The organism is Buttiauxella sp. WJP83 (genome assembly GCF_027594725.1).
Lineage (GTDB): Bacteria > Pseudomonadota > Gammaproteobacteria > Enterobacterales > Enterobacteriaceae > Buttiauxella > Buttiauxella selenatireducens.
Window position 1 is genome coordinate 741,658 of sequence record NZ_CP110080.1, and the last position, 15,792, is coordinate 757,449.

Annotated in this window: 14 protein-coding genes and 1 other RNA gene; 11 read left to right on the top strand and 4 right to left on the bottom strand. The window is 47.4% G+C overall.

Annotated features, from left to right (window positions below; genetic code table 11):
- Positions 1-477 precede the first annotated feature (477 nt).
- From tdcA to OH773_RS03545, 8 genes are all read left to right on the top strand, one after another.
- Entirely contained in the window at positions 478-1,416 is a 939-nt protein-coding gene (gene tdcA / locus OH773_RS03510; protein WP_270143063.1) for a transcriptional regulator TdcA, read from the top strand.
- A 101-nt stretch (positions 1,417-1,517) separates the two neighbouring features.
- Positions 1,518-2,507 carry a bifunctional threonine ammonia-lyase/L-serine ammonia-lyase TdcB gene (gene tdcB / locus OH773_RS03515; RefSeq protein ID WP_183270872.1) on the top strand — a complete coding sequence of 330 codons (990 nt, stop codon included), beginning with the start codon at positions 1,518-1,520 and terminating at the stop codon, positions 2,505-2,507.
- 148 nt (positions 2,508-2,655) lie between these two features.
- Positions 2,656-3,987, top strand: coding sequence for a threonine/serine transporter TdcC (tdcC, locus tag OH773_RS03520; protein ID WP_270143066.1), 1,332 nt, complete (start codon positions 2,656-2,658; stop codon positions 3,985-3,987).
- Positions 3,988-4,091: 104 nt separating this feature from the next.
- Entirely contained in the window at positions 4,092-5,300 is a 1,209-nt protein-coding gene (gene tdcD / locus OH773_RS03525) for a propionate kinase (protein WP_270143069.1), read from the top strand.
- Between the two features lie 158 nt (positions 5,301-5,458).
- Positions 5,459-7,753 (top strand): formate C-acetyltransferase, encoded by a 2,295-nt coding sequence (gene pflB / locus OH773_RS03530; protein WP_270143071.1) that lies wholly within the window; start codon positions 5,459-5,461, stop codon positions 7,751-7,753.
- Between the two features lie 160 nt (positions 7,754-7,913).
- Positions 7,914-8,777, top strand: a complete 864-nt coding sequence (mscS, locus tag OH773_RS03535) for a small-conductance mechanosensitive channel MscS (protein WP_270143073.1) — start codon at positions 7,914-7,916, stop codon at positions 8,775-8,777.
- A 134-nt stretch (positions 8,778-8,911) separates the two neighbouring features.
- Complete coding sequence (argO, locus tag OH773_RS03540; RefSeq protein WP_270143075.1) at positions 8,912-9,547, top strand: arginine exporter ArgO; 636 nt, start codon at positions 8,912-8,914, stop codon at positions 9,545-9,547.
- A gap of 108 nt (positions 9,548-9,655) precedes the next feature.
- Complete coding sequence (locus OH773_RS03545) at positions 9,656-10,387, top strand: oxidative stress defense protein (protein ID WP_270143077.1); 732 nt, start codon at positions 9,656-9,658, stop codon at positions 10,385-10,387.
- Between the two features lie 81 nt (positions 10,388-10,468).
- On the opposite strand, the gene argP is transcribed toward OH773_RS03545, so the two are convergent.
- Entirely contained in the window at positions 10,469-11,368 is a 900-nt protein-coding gene (gene argP, locus OH773_RS03550; RefSeq protein WP_270143079.1) for a DNA-binding transcriptional regulator ArgP, read from the bottom strand.
- Positions 11,369-11,535: 167 nt separating this feature from the next.
- Between argP and rpiA the strand changes: the two genes are divergently transcribed.
- The 3 genes from rpiA (at position 11,536) to OH773_RS03565 (ending at position 14,448) form a co-directional block, all read left to right on the top strand.
- Positions 11,536-12,195 carry a ribose-5-phosphate isomerase RpiA gene (gene rpiA, locus OH773_RS03555; protein WP_270143081.1) on the top strand — a complete coding sequence of 220 codons (660 nt, stop codon included), beginning with the start codon at positions 11,536-11,538 and terminating at the stop codon, positions 12,193-12,195.
- Positions 12,196-12,474: 279 nt separating this feature from the next.
- Positions 12,475-13,713 carry a phosphoglycerate dehydrogenase gene (serA, locus tag OH773_RS03560; protein ID WP_183270580.1) on the top strand — a complete coding sequence of 413 codons (1,239 nt, stop codon included), beginning with the start codon at positions 12,475-12,477 and terminating at the stop codon, positions 13,711-13,713.
- Positions 13,714-13,824: 111 nt separating this feature from the next.
- On the top strand, positions 13,825-14,448 hold the full coding sequence (locus tag OH773_RS03565; RefSeq protein WP_270143083.1) for a DUF2238 domain-containing protein: 624 nt from the start codon (positions 13,825-13,827) through the stop codon (positions 14,446-14,448).
- Between the two features lie 54 nt (positions 14,449-14,502).
- On the opposite strand, the gene OH773_RS03570 is transcribed toward OH773_RS03565, so the two are convergent.
- From OH773_RS03570 to zapA, 3 genes are all read right to left on the bottom strand, one after another.
- Positions 14,503-15,099, bottom strand: coding sequence for a 5-formyltetrahydrofolate cyclo-ligase (locus tag OH773_RS03570; protein ID WP_270143085.1), 597 nt, complete (start codon positions 15,097-15,099; stop codon positions 14,503-14,505).
- 25 nt (positions 15,100-15,124) lie between these two features.
- Positions 15,125-15,308: non-coding RNA, 6S RNA (gene ssrS / locus OH773_RS03575), on the bottom strand.
- A 41-nt stretch (positions 15,309-15,349) separates the two neighbouring features.
- Complete coding sequence (zapA, locus tag OH773_RS03580; protein ID WP_034498319.1) at positions 15,350-15,679, bottom strand: cell division protein ZapA; 330 nt, start codon at positions 15,677-15,679, stop codon at positions 15,350-15,352.
- Positions 15,680-15,792: the final 113 nt, after the last annotated feature.

The window sequence follows — 15,792 nt, forward strand, 5'->3', positions numbered from 1 at the left end:
TTTTTTTGCAATGTTGAGAGGGCAATCGTTTTTATCTCAACAATTATTATTGAAATATTTAAGCGGATTCATTTTTATTATTTCATCGATCAAATCTTATACATAACTATTTAAATAAATAGTTATGATTTTTGTATTAATTAATTTTTAAAAACAACAAAATTATTTTAATATATTGAAGTTAGCCTAAGATAAATCTTCTCTTGCTATTGTAAAAAACAGCATAAACAGCGCCTTAATTAAGCTTATATGTTTAAATTATCTCCATAACTTAATTTTATTAGGGCATACAAGGTTGATATTCATCATGTTAAAGGCAAATAGTGATTTTATAACTACATGTTTTTAAATGGTATTTTTTGATTGTTTGCTTTGCGTGCAACTGTGAGTCGAGTATTTGTGAGTCAAGCCACATAACATCTACAGTGCAATTCGTTATGATCTGCTGCATGGAACATTAATTGGGTGCAGAACTTCATGGACAATAATACATTACCTAAAACACAACAGTTGCTTGTCTTTCAGGAAGTGGTAAGGAGTGGTTCATTTGGTTCTGCTGCAAAACAACTTAGTCTGACTCAGCCTGCTGTCAGCAAAATTATCAGTGATATGGAAGCCTATTTTGGCTTAGAACTGATCATCAGAAAAAACACCGGTGTAATATTAACTGAAGCGGGAAAAGTGCTACTGACTTACTCAGAATCCATCACACGTGAACTGAAAAACCTGTGTAGCGAAATGAATCGAATGGTAGGTAACAGCGTGGTCGACGTATCGTTCGGTTACCCTTCTTTGATTGGTTTTACTTTTTTGCCAGGGATGATGAAAGAGTTTAAAGAGGTTTTCCCGCAGGCACAGGTTTCGATGTTCGAAGCCCAATTATCCTCTTTCTTACCTGCTATCCGTGATGGTCGTCTGGATTTTGCCATTGGCACATTGAGCGATGAAATGCTGCTACAGGATTTGCATATCGAACCGCTGTTTGAGTCGGAGTTTATTCTGGTAGCAAACCGAACACGGGCGATTCAAGGGACGAAAACACTCAGTGAGCTGGCTCAAGAGCAATGGGTGTTACCGCAAACGGAAATGGGATATTACAGTGAGCTTCTCACCACGCTACAAAAAAATAATATTAAAAGCGAAAACATTGTTAAAACAGATTCAGTCGTCACCATTTATAATCTCGTATTGAATGCCGATTTTCTGACTGTTATTCCACGAGACATGATTTCACCTTTTGGGTCCAACTTATTTATTAAAGTCCCCGTTGAAGATAAATTACCTATCGCTCGCTATGCTGCCGTGTGGTCTAAAAACTATAGCATTAATCAATCAGCAGCAACATTAGTCGAGCTTGCAAAAAAACATTCATTACGTAGCAGATTCCAATTTAATCAATTAACTGAAGTTGCTTAATTCAATTCAGTAGTTGATAACGAACTCTATAAATAATTTCAGGTGATAATTTAATAATATTGTCACTACCCCTATTTTTGTTTTTAAATGTTGAGGTCAACATGCATATCGACTATGAACTTCCTGTCACTATTATTGATGTACTTGAAGCAAAAAAAAGACTGACTGGTTATATCTATAAAACAGGAATGCCGCGCTCTAACTATCTTAGCGAATGCTGCAAAGGCGAAATATTTTTAAAGTTTGAAAACATGCAGCGTACAGGTTCATTTAAAATACGCGGTGCTTTTAATAAGCTCAGCTCGTTAACCGAAGAAGAAAAAAGCAAAGGCGTTGTGGCGTGTTCTGCAGGTAACCACGCGCAGGGGGTTTCATTATCCTGTGCCATCCTGGGAATTAATGGCAAAGTGGTTATGCCGAATGGCGCACCTAAATCTAAAGTAGCCGCCACATCTGACTACTCTGCACAGGTTGTGATGCACGGCGATAACTTCAACGACACCATCGCTAAAGTGAGCGAAATCGTTGAAATGGAAGGGCGCATCTTTATTCCCCCGTATGATGATGAAAAAGTGATTGCAGGCCAGGGGACGATTGGACTGGAAATACTTGAAGATTTATACGACGTCGATAACGTGATTGTGCCCATTGGCGGCGGCGGATTAATTGCAGGCATTGCGTTGGCGATTAAATCCATCAACCCGACCATCAATATCATCGGTGTTCAGGCAGAAAACGTCCATGGCATGGCGGCGTCATTCTATAAAGGCGAATTAACGTCACATCGTACATCAGGTACTTTAGCTGATGGTTGTGATGTCTCCCGTCCGGGTCGTATCACCTTTGAAATTGTCAAGAAATTAGTCACTGATATTATTTTGGTTAGTGAAGATGACATTAGAAATAGTATGGTTGCATTAATTCAACGTAATAAAGTCGTCACAGAAGGTGCGGGTGCATTAGCCACTGCAGCATTATTAAGCGGTAAATTAGACCATTATATTAAAGGGCGTAAAACAGTTAGCCTTATCTCTGGTGGAAATATCGACCTTTCTCGCGTTTCGCAGATTACAGGCTCAGCAGATATTTGATATATTCGCATGCTTCAAGTTTCATGTGCGTTGGCTGCTCTCGCTCATCCCAGGAACTCACTTTAGTCAGTTTCTGGGGATCATCTTCTTTGCCGCCGTCCTGCAACTCGAATTATTTAGAATATAAAATTACTTAAGGAATTTAATCATGAGTAATGTAGATACCACTGTTATTGGTCAAAAAGTTACATCGCAATGGCGAAAATCTGATACCACATGGACATTAGGTCTATTTGGAACGGCTATCGGTGCTGGGGTTTTATTTTTCCCTATTCGTGCAGGTTATGGCGGTTTAATTCCAATTCTCATCATGTTGTTCCTTGCCTTTCCGATAGCATTCTACTGCCACCGTGCGCTTGCTCGTCTGTGTCTTTCCGGCAGCAATCCTTCAGGAAATATCACTGAAACGGTAGAAGAGCATTTTGGTAAAACCGGCGGTGTGGTGATTACCTTCCTGTACTTTTTCGCCATCTGCCCGTTGTTATGGATTTACGGCGTCACGATAACTAATACGTTCATGACGTTCTGGGAAAATCAGCTCCAGCTTATGCCGCTTAACCGTGGTGTAGTGGCGTTGTTCCTGCTGCTGTTGATGGCTTTTGTTATCTACTTTGGCAAAGATCTTATGGTCAAGGTCATGAGCTATCTGGTGTTCCCATTTATCGCCTGCCTGGTCTTGATTTCCGTATCGCTGATCCCTTACTGGAACTCTGCGGTTATCGATCAAGCCAGCCTCAGTGATATTTCGTTTACCGGAAGCGATGGCATTCTGGTGACCGTGTGGCTGGGCATTTCCATCATGGTCTTCTCCTTTAACTTCTCACCGATTGTCTCCTCATTCGTGGTTTCCAAACGTGAAGAGTATGAGAGTGAGTTTGGCCGTGAATACACCGAAGACAAATGCTCCAAAATCATCTCCCGCGCCAGTATGCTGATGGTTGCCGTTGTCATGTTCTTTGCCTTCAGTTGCCTGTTCACGCTGTCACCACAGAATATGGCTGAAGCGAAAGCACAAAACATTCCGGTGCTTTCATACCTTGCGAACCACTTCTCATCGATGACGGGTACAAAATCGACCTTCGCAACCTCGCTCGAATATGGCGCGTCGATTATTGCGCTGGTGGCCATCTTCAAATCCTTCTTCGGTCACTACCTCGGTACGCTGGAAGGGCTGAACGGTCTGATCCTCAAGTTCGGTTACAAAGGTGATAAAACGAAAGTTTCTGGTGGTCGCCTCAACCTTATCAGCATGATTTTCATCATGGGTTCAACCTGGGTTGTCGCTTACGCGAACCCGAACATCCTTGATTTAATCGAAGCGATGGGTGCACCGATTATCGCATCACTGCTTTGTTTGTTGCCGATGTATGCCATTCGTAAAACACCTGCACTCGCAAAATATAAAGGAAAAACAGAAAACATTTTCGTCACCGTCATTGGTTTGCTGACCATTCTTAATATTGTCTACAAGCTGCTCTAGTTATTTACAATTCATATCAAAAATAATTCGAGTTGCATGAACGTAGCCTACGCGCATGCAGCTTGAAGTATGACGGATAAACTCAGGATGAGTGGAATTTAAAGATGAATGATTACCCAGTAGTGTTGACGATTAACTGCGGTTCTTCTTCGGTTAAGTTTTCAGTGTTAGATGCAGAAACTTGCGATGTACTTTTATCTGGAATTTGTGAAGGTATTAATACTGAGAAAGCATTTTTAACCGTCAATGATGGAGAGCCCGTTATTCTGGCTCACCAGAATTATGAAGAAGCATTATCTGCAATAGCGGCTGAACTGGAGATTCGGAACTTAATCGATAGCGTCGCTTTTGTTGGCCACCGTATTGCCCACGGCGGATCTTTATTTAGTGAGTCAGTATTAATTACCGACGAGGTTATAGAACAAATTCGTCAGGTTTCACCTTTGGCTCCGTTACACAATTATGCCAATTTACATGGTGTGGAATCAGCGCGGCTTCGTTTCCCGGGTATTCCACAGGTCGCGGTATTCGATACCAGTTTCCATCAGACCCTGAAGCCTGAAGCTTATCTGTACGGTTTACCGTATCGCTACTTTGAAGAATACGGTGTGCGCCGTTATGGGTTCCATGGTACGTCGCATCGCTATATTTCTCAGCAAGCACGCGAGTTACCCGGTCTGGAATCAGCAAACTCGGGGTTGGTGATTGCTCACTTAGGAAATGGGGCTTCGGTCTGCGCGGTGCAAAATGGCGAAAGTGTCGATACCTCGATGGGGATGACGCCGCTCGAAGGGCTGATCATGGGCACGCGTTGCGGTGATGTGGACTTTGGCGCAATGGCCTGGCTTGCCCGCCAAACTGAGCAATCAATGGATGACCTGGAACAAGTCGTCAATAAAGAATCCGGGCTATTGGGGCTTTCAGGAATATCTTCAGATTTACGAACTCTGGAAAAAGCCTGGCATAACGGCGATGTGCGCGCGCAATTAGCCATTAGAACGTTTGTCCATCGAATAGCCCGAACTATAGGGGCACATGCCGCTTCGTTAACTCGTTTTGATGGCGTTATTTTTACCGGCGGTATCGGTGAGAACTCAATACTTATTCGTCGCCTGGTGGCAGAACGTTTACGCGTTTTTGGTATTGAGTTAGATATTGAGAGAAATAACCAACCTAATAGAATAGGACAGCGAATTATTTCCAGTGACTTCTCACCCATTGTTTGTGCGGTAATTCCGACTAACGAAGAAAAAATGATAGCGCTTGACGCTCTGCATTTAGGTAGAGAATGCCATCTCGCTGAATACGCCTGATATACCCCTCATCTTTCAAGTTGCAGGGGTGTTGGCTGCACTCACAAACCCCAGTCACTTACTTTAGTAAGTGACTGGGAATTTGCTCACTTGCCGCCTACCTGCAACTCGAAATCTAAAGGTTATATATTAATAATGTGCTTTAAAGGAATGAAGTAATGAATGTGGATGTTTATATTACCAACGATAATTATTCCCATGCCTGGCAACAATTCTCAGGCGTAGAATGGAAAAACAAAATTAATGTTCGGGATTTTATTCAGCAGAACTATACGCCGTATGAAGGTGATGAATCATTCTTAGCGGGAGCAACGCCTGCGACCACCGCGCTGTGGGAAAAAGTGATGGAGGGTATTCGCATTGAAAATGCCACCCACGCACCCGTCGATTTCGATACCAATATTGCCACGACAATTACTGCACATGCTCCCGGTTATATCGTTAAAGAGCATGAAAAAATCGTAGGATTGCAAACCGACAAGCCGCTCAAACGCGCTCTGCATCCGTATGGCGGCATCAACATGATCAAAAGCTCGTTTGAAGCTTATGGTCGTGAAATGGACCCTGATTTCGAATACCAGTTTACTTCGCTGCGTAAGACGCATAATCAAGGCGTCTTTGACGTTTACTCACCGGATATTTTGCGTTGCCGCAAATCAGGCGTGTTGACAGGCTTGCCTGATGGTTATGGACGTGGCCGCATCATTGGCGACTATCGCCGCGTGGCGCTGTATGGCATTGCGTATTTAGTGCGGGAACGTGAATTGCAGTTTGCTGACCTGCAGAATCAGCTCGAGCGGGGTGAAAAGCTTGAGGATGTCATCCGCCTGCGTGAGGAGTTATCGGAGCATCGCCGTGCCTTGCTGCAAATTCAGGAGATGGCGGCAAATTATGGCTTTGATATTTCGCGGCCGGCGAGCAATGCACAGGAAGCATTACAGTGGCTCTATTTTGCCTACCTGGCCGCAGTGAAATCGCAAAATGGCGGGGCGATGTCACTGGGACGTACGACCACCTTTATCGATATTTATATCGAACGCGATCTCAAAGCGGGCTTGCTGACAGAGCTTGAGGCGCAAGAGCTAGTCGATCATTTCATCATGAAGATCCGTATGGTGCGTTTCCTGCGCACACCGGAATTTGACTCTTTGTTCTCAGGCGACCCGATTTGGGCGACTGAAGTTATTGGCGGTATGGGGCTTGATGGACGTACGCTGGTCACCAAAAATGCGTATCGTTATTTGAACACTCTCTACACCATGGGGCCTGCGCCAGAACCGAATCTGACTATCTTGTGGTCCGAAGCGTTACCGAAGCCATTCAAAGTCTATGCGGCCAAAGTTTCTATTGAAACCTCGTCATTACAGTACGAAAACGACGACCTGATGCGTTGTGATTTTGACAGTGATGACTACGCCATTGCCTGCTGCGTCAGCCCAATGGTGATAGGTAAACAGATGCAGTTCTTTGGGGCGCGTGCCAACCTGGCAAAAACCCTTCTGTATTGCATCAACGGCGGTATGGATGAAAAGCTAAAAATCCAGGTAGGGCCGAAAATGCCGATGCTTCTGGATGATGTGCTGGACTATGACAAGGTGATGAGCAGTCTGGATCACTTTATGGACTGGCTGGCCACGCAGTACGTGACCGCGCTCAACCTTATCCACTACATGCATGACAAATATAGCTACGAAGCATCGCTGATGGCTCTGCACGACAGGGATGTTTATCGCACCATGGCGTGTGGTATTGCCGGTTTGTCAGTCGCGGTGGATTCGCTTTCCGCCATTAAATACGCCACGGTGAAACCGGTGCGTGACCATAGCGGGCTGGCGGTTGATTTCGTGATTGAAGGTGAGTATCCGCAGTATGGCAACAATGACGATCGTGTTGATGCCATTGCCTGCGATCTGGTTGAGCGCTTTATGAAAAAGATCCAGGCGCTGCCAACGTATCGTAACGCAGTGCCGACGCAATCGATCCTGACGATCACTTCAAACGTCGTGTACGGCCAAAAAACAGGTAACACACCTGATGGCCGTCGTGGCGGAACGCCATTTGCTCCAGGCGCGAATCCTATGCACGGAAGGGATCGTAAAGGTGCAGTTGCGTCATTAACCTCCGTGGCTAAACTTCCGTTTAGCTATGCGAAGGATGGCATCTCTTACACCTTCTCAATTGTGCCTGCGGCACTGGGGCGAGATGATGCGGTACGCCAGTTGAACCTGGTGGGTCTGCTGGATGGTTATTTCCATCACGATGTGAAAACCGAAGGGGGGCAGCATCTGAACGTGAATGTGATGAACCGTGAAATGCTGATGGATGCCATCGAACATCCGGAAAATTATCCGACGCTAACCATCCGTGTTTCCGGTTACGCGGTGCGCTTTAATGCTTTAACGCGCGAGCAGCAGCAGGATGTTATTTCGCGTACCTTCACGCATTCGATTTAATTCATTCTTTATCTGCCCAGACCGCTGTAACCAGCGGTCTTTTTTATACTTTCTGGCACAGCTCACACTTTTTGTTTACGCTTTAGCAACATGACTTTCTCTTTTGAGAAGGTTCTTTTGCCCCTTTGGGCGAATATTGGGTAAGCATAAGGAACGGTGAATGGAAGATCTCAACGTAGTAGACAGTATTAATAATGCCGGAGGCTGGCTGGTGCGCAACCAGGCTTTGCTGCTGAGTTATGCGGTCAATATTGTGGCGGCGATTGCGATTATTATCGTCGGGATGATCGTGGCCCGTATTGTGTCCAACGCCATCAACCGTGTGATGGTCGCGCGTAATATTGATGCCACTGTGGCTGATTTCCTTTCTGCTCTGGTGCGTTATGGCATTATCGCCTTCACCTTGATTGCCGCATTGGGACGCGTGGGCGTACAAACGGCGTCAGTCATTGCCGTTCTGGGTGCCGCTGGCTTGGCCATCGGTCTGGCGCTGCAAGGTTCGCTCTCGAACCTGGCGGCAGGCGTACTGCTTGTGACTTTCCGTCCATTCCGTGCGGGGGAATATGTCGATCTTGGAGGAATTGCGGGTTCAGTTCTGAATGTGCAGATCTTCTCCACTACGTTACGCACTCTGGATGGCAAAATTGTCGTCGTGCCAAACGGTAAAATCATCGCCGGAAATATTATTAACTTCTCCCGCGAACCGATACGCCGTAACGAATTTATTATCGGCGTGGCATACGATTCAGATATCGACAAGGTTAAGCAGATTTTAACCGACATCATCACCAGTGATGAGCGAGTACTGAAAGACCGTGACATTACGGTTCGCCTCAATGAACTGGGGCCGTCATCGATTAACTTCGTGGTGCGTGCCTGGAGCAATAGCGCCGATTTGCAGGATGTCTATTGGGATGTGCTGGAACGCATTAAAAAAGCGTTGGATGCCAACGATATTGGGATCCCGCATCCGCAGATGGATGTGAATTTCAAACGAGTTAAACAACAGCCTGCGCAAGAGTGATTTTTCAGGGCCAGTTTCGGCTGGCCTTGGTTTTATTAGCAACACTTATAAACCATTAAAATTATCCATTTCCTCTAATAATTTTTCCCCACTACACTCTTCTCAAATGGCTAAATATTGAAGAGTGAATCATCGTGTTATCTTATTTTTTTCAAGGTCTTACATTGGGTGCCGCATTAATTTTGCCACTCGGACCGCAAAACGCTTTTGTCCTGAATCAGGGAATTCGTCGCCAATACCATCTGATGATTGCCTCGCTTTGTGCCATCAGTGATTTACTGCTGATTTGTGGTGGGATCTTTGGCGGTAGTGCGCTGCTGATGCAATCGCCCTGGCTGCTGGCCATTGTGACCTGGGGTGGCGTGGCGTTTTTGCTTTGGTACGGTTGGGGGGCATTGCGCACCGCTTTGAGTAGTAGCGTGGAACTAGCATCAGCGGAGGTTCTGAAGCAAGGGCGCTGGAAAATTGTCGCGACCGTGCTGGCAGTCACCTGGCTAAACCCGCATGTTTATCTGGATACCTTTGTGGTGTTGGGCAGTCTTGGCGGGCAATTGGCTGATGAACCCAAGCGCTGGTTTGCGTTAGGCACCGTAAGTGCGTCGATCCTCTGGTTCTATGGCCTTGCACTTCTCGCCGCCTGGCTTGCGCCACGTCTGCGTACCGCTAAAGCGCAGCGCATTATTAATGGGGTTGTCGGCCTGGTGATGTGGTTTATCGCCTTTCAGCTGGCTCACGATGGTGTTCGCCATATTTCCTCTCTGATGGGTTAATTCGCCTTAATCCGATAGACAAGTTACCATTACACGCTAAGCTTGCTGCCTGGCGTCCGTGTAAACTACGGACGTAATGACAGTGGAATGTAGCATGGAGGAAATACAGTGAAGTTTAAAACCCTGGCATTAGCCGCTTTAGTGGGATTAGGTTCTGTTTCAGCAATGGCTGGTGAACTGCCAAATGGCCCACATATCGTGACATCCGGCACCGCAAGCGTGGATGCTGTTCCTGACATTGCTACGCTTGCTATCGAAGTCAATGTGTCAGCTAAAGATGCGGCATCGGCTAAAAAACAGGCTGACGACCGTGTTGCACAGTATCTGACATTCTTGCAGAAAAGTGGTGTTGAGAAGAAAGACATCAACGCCGCCAACTTACGCACTCAACCAGAATATGAATACCTGAAAGACGGCAAAACACAGCTGAAAGGCTATCGTGCTGTACGTCAGGTCGATGTCACACTTCGTCAACTCGACAAAATGAATGAGTTGCTCGATGGCGCGCTAAAAGCGGGTCTTAACGAAATTCGTTCGGTATCGCTTGGCGTAGCAAACCCTGAGCAATACAAAGATAAAGCGCGTAAAGCGGCTATCGATGATGCCAGCCGTCAGGCGAAGCTGTTAGCTGAAGGCTTTAACAGCAAGTTGGGTCCGGTCTATAGCGTGCGTTATCACGTCTCTAACTATCAACCTGCGCCGATGGTACGCATGATGAAAGCTGATGCAGCGCCGCCGGTTTCAGCTCAGGATACCTACGATCAGCAGACGATTCAGTTTGATGACCAGGTTGATGTGGTGTTTGAACTGGGAAGTGCAGCGGCTCCGGCTGCTCAATAAATGATTGATATCTGAGGTGGATAACGCAAAATTTATCCACCCGATATAACAAAAAGGTCGCTATAAATGAGCGGCCTTTTTTTATTCAGCATCCTGTCGCAACACCCGATGCCCATACTCCAGCAGCGCGTCTGTGACATTTCGCATCATTCGGCTTTCTGGCGCAAAACGGTGCCAGTACAACATACGGCGCTGCATTAAGCCCGGTGTCAGGTCGATCAACTCACCGCTTTTCAGCTCTCTTTCTATTTGCAGATGCGGGATCATGCAACAGGTGGTTCCCTGACGCGCTAATTGTACAAACGCTTCTGATGAGTTAACGATGTGGCACGGAACGCTACCTGGCGATAAATCGAAGTTTTGCTGCAAGAACGCCTGGTGCATGTCGTCGAGATGGTCAAACGCCACGGCAGGTGCTTTCAGCAATGCGGAACGCGTGACGCCATTGGGGAAATAACGGGCCGCAAAATCTTTCGAACCGACAAACAGATAATCCAGCGCACCCAGTCTATCGACCAGGCAACTTGGTAATGGCTGCGGCTGAATGGATACCGCGCCGACCACTTCACCGCGACGCAGACGTTCCTGAGTTCGGGTTTCATCTTCAACCTGAAGATTCAAACGAATAGGTGAGTCGGCCAGAACAGGCGCTAAAGCTGGCAGCAACCAGGTTGCCAGACTGTCGGCGTTGACCGCAAGCGATAACAACAGCGGCGTAGAACCGGTTTGTTCATCACCCAACCACTCTTCTTCAAGCAGTTCGACCTGACGCAATAATGCCAGTAACTTTTGCCCCTGCTCGGTTGGACGAGGGGGAACAGTGCGCACTAACAATGGCTGGCCGAACATATTTTCCAGTTGCTTGATTCGTTGCGAGACTGCGGATTGAGTAATACAGAGTTTTTGCGCTGCGCGCTCAAACCCTCGTTCACGAATCACTGCATCCAACGCCTGTAGCGTTCTATAGTCCGGGCGTTTCATTGTTGTTTGCTAACTCCTATTTTTGTTATGGCTGCACTATGACATAAATTTGACGCTGATCCAGACCAAATCAGCAAAGTTCGTCCGAGTTCTGCGCCATTCGTGGGACATTTTTTGCCTGCTTGCTCTATAATGCGCGTCAGTTTTCACAGCACAGGCAAATAACCATGACGCAGGATGAACTGAAAAAAGCAGTCGGCTGGGCAGCATTACAATACGTGCAACCAGGCACCATCGTTGGTGTGGGTACCGGCTCAACCGCCGCACACTTTATTGATGCTCTTGGCACGATCAAACACCAGATTGAAGGTGCCGTTTCTAGCTCCGACGCTTCCACCGCTAAACTGAAAAGCCTTGGTATCACGGTTTTCGATCTCAACGAAGTCGATAGCCTCGGGATCTATGTCGATGGTGCCGATGAGATCAACGGCCAGATGCAAATGATCAAAGGCGGCGGTGCAGCACTCACCCGCGAAAAGATCATTGCGTCTGTCGCGGAAAAGTTTATTTGTATCGCAGATGCGTCCAAGCAGGTGGGTATCCTGGGCAATTTCCCATTGCCTGTTGAAGTGATCCCAATGGCACGCAGTTGCGTGGCCCGTGAACTGGTTAAACTGGGCGGTCGCCCTGAATACCGTCAGGGTGTGGTAACGGATAACGGCAACATCATTCTCGATGTTTACGGCCTCAGCATCGTTGAGCCAATCGCGCTGGAAAATGCGATTAACGGCTTGCCGGGCGTAGTCACCGTTGGACTGTTTGCTAACCGTGGCGCTGATGTTGCGTTGATTGGTACTGCCGATGGCGTGAAAACCATTGTGAAATGATCGAGTGGGGCGTTTCATGCGCCCCATAACCACATAAAAAAAGACAAAATAATCTAACGGTAAATTTGGTGACATATGTCACATTATTACCAACTGCCTGTTATTCGTTCCTGGTTCTCTCTCCTGTTCAGTATTTTGTGCTGCCTACCGCCTCTTATTCCTTTTTTGCTTAGCAGACTGCGCAATCGTTTATATTGCCCCGCCCGTAATTTTTGATATTTTGACTGAAGGGTGTCTTATCACACAGCACAACATCAGTACTAAAAATAGGGTCGGGAAATGGCAAAAGTATCACTGGATAAAGACAAGATTAAATTCCTGCTGGTGGAAGGCGTACACCAGAAAGCCGTGGATAACCTACGCGCGGCAGGCTATACCAACATCGAATACCATAAAGGCGCGCTGGACAGCGATGCCCTGAAAGAGTCGATCCGTGATGCGCATTTCATCGGTCTGCGTTCCCGTACTAACTTAACTGAAGATGTTCTGGCAGTGGCTGAAAAGCTGGTGGCCGTGGGCTGTTTCTGTATTGGTACTAACCAGGTCGATCTGGATGCTGCCGCGACACGTGGCGTACCGGTATTTAATGCCCCGTTCTCGAACACGCGTTCTGTAGCGGAATTGGTTATCGGCCAACTGCTGTTACTGCTGCGTGGCGTTCCAGAAGCAAATGCCAAAGCACACCGTGGTGTCTGGAATAAGTTGGCGGTAGGCTCTTACGAAGCGCGCGGTAAAAAATTGGGCATTATTGGCTACGGTCATATCGGGACTCAGTTGGGTATTCTGGCTGAAGCGCTGGGGATGCACGTCTATTTCTACGATATCGAGAACAAACTGACGCTGGGCAACGCAACCCAGGTTCAACACCTCTCTGACTTGCTCAATATGAGCGATGTGGTGAGTTTGCATGTGCCTGAAAACGCATCGACCAAGAACATGATTGGTGCAAATGAACTGGCATTGATGAAACCGGGTGCGTTACTGATCAACTGTGCACGCGGTACAGTTGTAGATATTCCTGCTCTGTGTGATTCACTGGCGCGTAAACATCTGGCAGGTGCAGCTATCGACGTCTTCCCAACCGAGCCTGCAACCAACAGCGATCCATTCACTTCGCCACTGTGCGAGTTCGATAACGTGATCCTGACTCCGCACATTGGCGGCTCAACTCAGGAAGCGCAGGAAAACATCGGCCTGGAAGTGGCTGGCAAGCTAGCGAAATATTCCGACAACGGTTCTACCTTGTCTGCGGTAAACTTCCCTGAGGTTTCTCTGCCGTTACACGGCGGAAGCACCAGCCGTTTATTGCATATTCACGAAAACCGCCCGGGTATTTTGACCGCACTGAACCAGATTTTTGCCGATCAAGGCATCAACATCGCCGCACAGTACCTGCAAACGACGCCGAAAATGGGTTATGTGGTGATTGATGTAGATGCTGAAGAAGATGTTGCTGAGGCTGCGCTGAAATCAATGAAAGCGATTCCTGGCACTATCCGCGCTCGACTGCTTTACTAATTTGTTGCATGAGGACCCCGTTCGGGGTCCTCTGTCTGATAGTGTGTTTCCTGCATTGAATTTCCTCCATATCCATCCGATAGTAGCGTTTTTAGCTACACGGCCAATGACATGACCATTCGATTTTCCACTCGCTTAATTCTGCTCGGCGCAGGTATTCTTTTGTTGATTCTTGCCTATACGGGAAGCCAAACCCACGACAGGGTAACCTGGTTGATGGAAGTGCTGCCGGTGGTCATTATCATCCCACTGCTTTTAGCTACCCATTCGCGTTACCCGCTGACCCCGCTTCTTTATACGTTGATTTTCGCTCACGCGATTATTTTGATGGTTGGCGGTTTGTATACCTATGCAAAAGTGCCTATTGGCTTTGATGTGCAGGAGTGGTTTGGCCTGAGCCGCAACCCTTACGATAAGCTAGGGCATTACTTCCAGGGGCTGGTTCCGGCACTCGCCGCGCGGGAAATACTGATTCGTGGCGGCTATGTTCAGGGGCGCAAAATGGTCGCTTTCCTGGTCTGCTGCGTCGCACTGGCAATTAGCGCGATGTATGAGCTGATTGAATGGTGGACGGCGCTGGGATTGGGGCAGGGTGCGGATGATTTTTTGGGGACTCAAGGTGACCCGTGGGATACGCAATCAGATATGTTCTGCGCACTGCTGGGGGCTTTGACGAGCGTTTTATTATTAGGATACTGGCATACGAAGCAGTTAAATCAGTTACGCCGGAGCTGACATTTTACTCATTGCGCGACATTTGAACCTTCTCCCTGGCTTGGGAGAAGGGGATTACCACTCCCAAAGCCGCGACGGCGTGACCACAGCAGGCAAGGGGATATCCCACTCTTCAGCGGGTAATGCAGGAACGTGCTGGCAATCATGCGCCAGCCCAACCGGCCAGATCCCATGCTTCTGCCAATTCTGCAAAGTTCTGTCGTAGAAACCGCCACCCATTCCTAACCTTTGCCCTTGCTCATCGAACGCCACTAACGGTGTGATAAGCACATCCAGTTTATCCAGTGGCAACACGTCACGGACATCAAGCTTCGGCTCAAGGATTTTTAGACGATTCATCACTAAATGGCTGTTTTCCGCATACCGTAGAAACAGCAAATTACCTTTACTGAACGGATGAAGCACGGGGAGATACACGGTTTTGTCGGCTCGCCACAACGCACGAATGAGCGGCGTGGTATCCAGTTCGCCATCAAAAGACAAAAACAGAGCGACCGTGCTTGCGTCGGCTACGGGCTGATAAGCCAGCATTCGTTCGGCTGCAAGATGGGCAAAGTGTTGTTGTTCAGTTGGGGTGAGCGCTCGGCGACGTTGCCGAATATGGTGTCGAATTTCTTGACGAAGTGATGGAATTAACTGAATTTTTGTCATAAGGATGACTGATTGGTAGAAAGAGGGAATCTCCGAGATGCCGCCGCAGGCTGTAACCCTTGAACCCTTGGTTCAAGGTGAATGCAGCGTCAGAATCATCAGGCTTCTCGGACGGACCGAGCATGCTCACAGAATCTGGAGCACCACATTCTTGTGGTATGAAATATCGGCTCAGGGGACTGGCCCGCATGCAAACATCTCAGAGAAATTTGGTCTTCAAAGTCACTCTACCATAGGTAACTGTGAAGTGTTATTCAAAATTTGGACCCTGTCTTTCAGTTATGCGACCTTGCTCAAGCAATGCTTGTTCGATGGTCTGCTGTAACATCCGAATACGCTCTTCCATATTGGAAGCGTAGTCACGGGTTTTCGATTTTTCCTGAGCCAGCTCATAGCAAATGTTCAGTGCTGCGATGAAAACTAGCTGCTCAGTATTTGTGACTCTAGTGCGAACTTTTAAATCTTGCAACCGCTGATCAAGCTCCTGAGCCGCAAGATTCAGTGCATCCTGTTGTTCAGGCGGACAATTCACGCGCAATGAACGACCGAAAATTTGGATATCGACTGGTTGTGCAGACATGCCACCTTCCTGCTGTTAACTCGCCTGCCTTCGTTAACCGTGCCTGGTAACGAAAGGGGCGTCACTATAGCTACCCCGTAATGAAGATACAAGCCCTTTTCTGGTGCCTCGAG

What these genes read in the sequence shown, in the direction of transcription:
- argP (WP_270143079.1), bottom strand. Translation starts at nt 11,368, where the DNA reads ATGAAACGCCCGGACTATAGAACGCTACAGGCGTTGGATGCAGTGATT.
- serA (WP_183270580.1), top strand. Translation starts at nt 12,475, where the DNA reads ATGGCAAAAGTATCACTGGATAAAGACAAGATTAAATTCCTGCTGGTG.
- tdcA (WP_270143063.1), top strand. Translation starts at nt 478, where the DNA reads ATGGACAATAATACATTACCTAAAACACAACAGTTGCTTGTCTTTCAG.
- tdcD (WP_270143069.1), top strand. Translation starts at nt 4,092, where the DNA reads ATGAATGATTACCCAGTAGTGTTGACGATTAACTGCGGTTCTTCTTCG.
- OH773_RS03570 (WP_270143085.1), bottom strand. Translation starts at nt 15,099, where the DNA reads ATGACAAAAATTCAGTTAATTCCATCACTTCGTCAAGAAATTCGACAC.
- OH773_RS03565 (WP_270143083.1), top strand. Translation starts at nt 13,825, where the DNA reads ATGACCATTCGATTTTCCACTCGCTTAATTCTGCTCGGCGCAGGTATT.
- pflB (WP_270143071.1), top strand. Translation starts at nt 5,459, where the DNA reads ATGAATGTGGATGTTTATATTACCAACGATAATTATTCCCATGCCTGG.
- mscS (WP_270143073.1), top strand. Translation starts at nt 7,914, where the DNA reads ATGGAAGATCTCAACGTAGTAGACAGTATTAATAATGCCGGAGGCTGG.
- zapA (WP_034498319.1), bottom strand. Translation starts at nt 15,679, where the DNA reads ATGTCTGCACAACCAGTCGATATCCAAATTTTCGGTCGTTCATTGCGC.
- rpiA (WP_270143081.1), top strand. Translation starts at nt 11,536, where the DNA reads ATGACGCAGGATGAACTGAAAAAAGCAGTCGGCTGGGCAGCATTACAA.
- tdcB (WP_183270872.1), top strand. Translation starts at nt 1,518, where the DNA reads ATGCATATCGACTATGAACTTCCTGTCACTATTATTGATGTACTTGAA.
- tdcC (WP_270143066.1), top strand. Translation starts at nt 2,656, where the DNA reads ATGAGTAATGTAGATACCACTGTTATTGGTCAAAAAGTTACATCGCAA.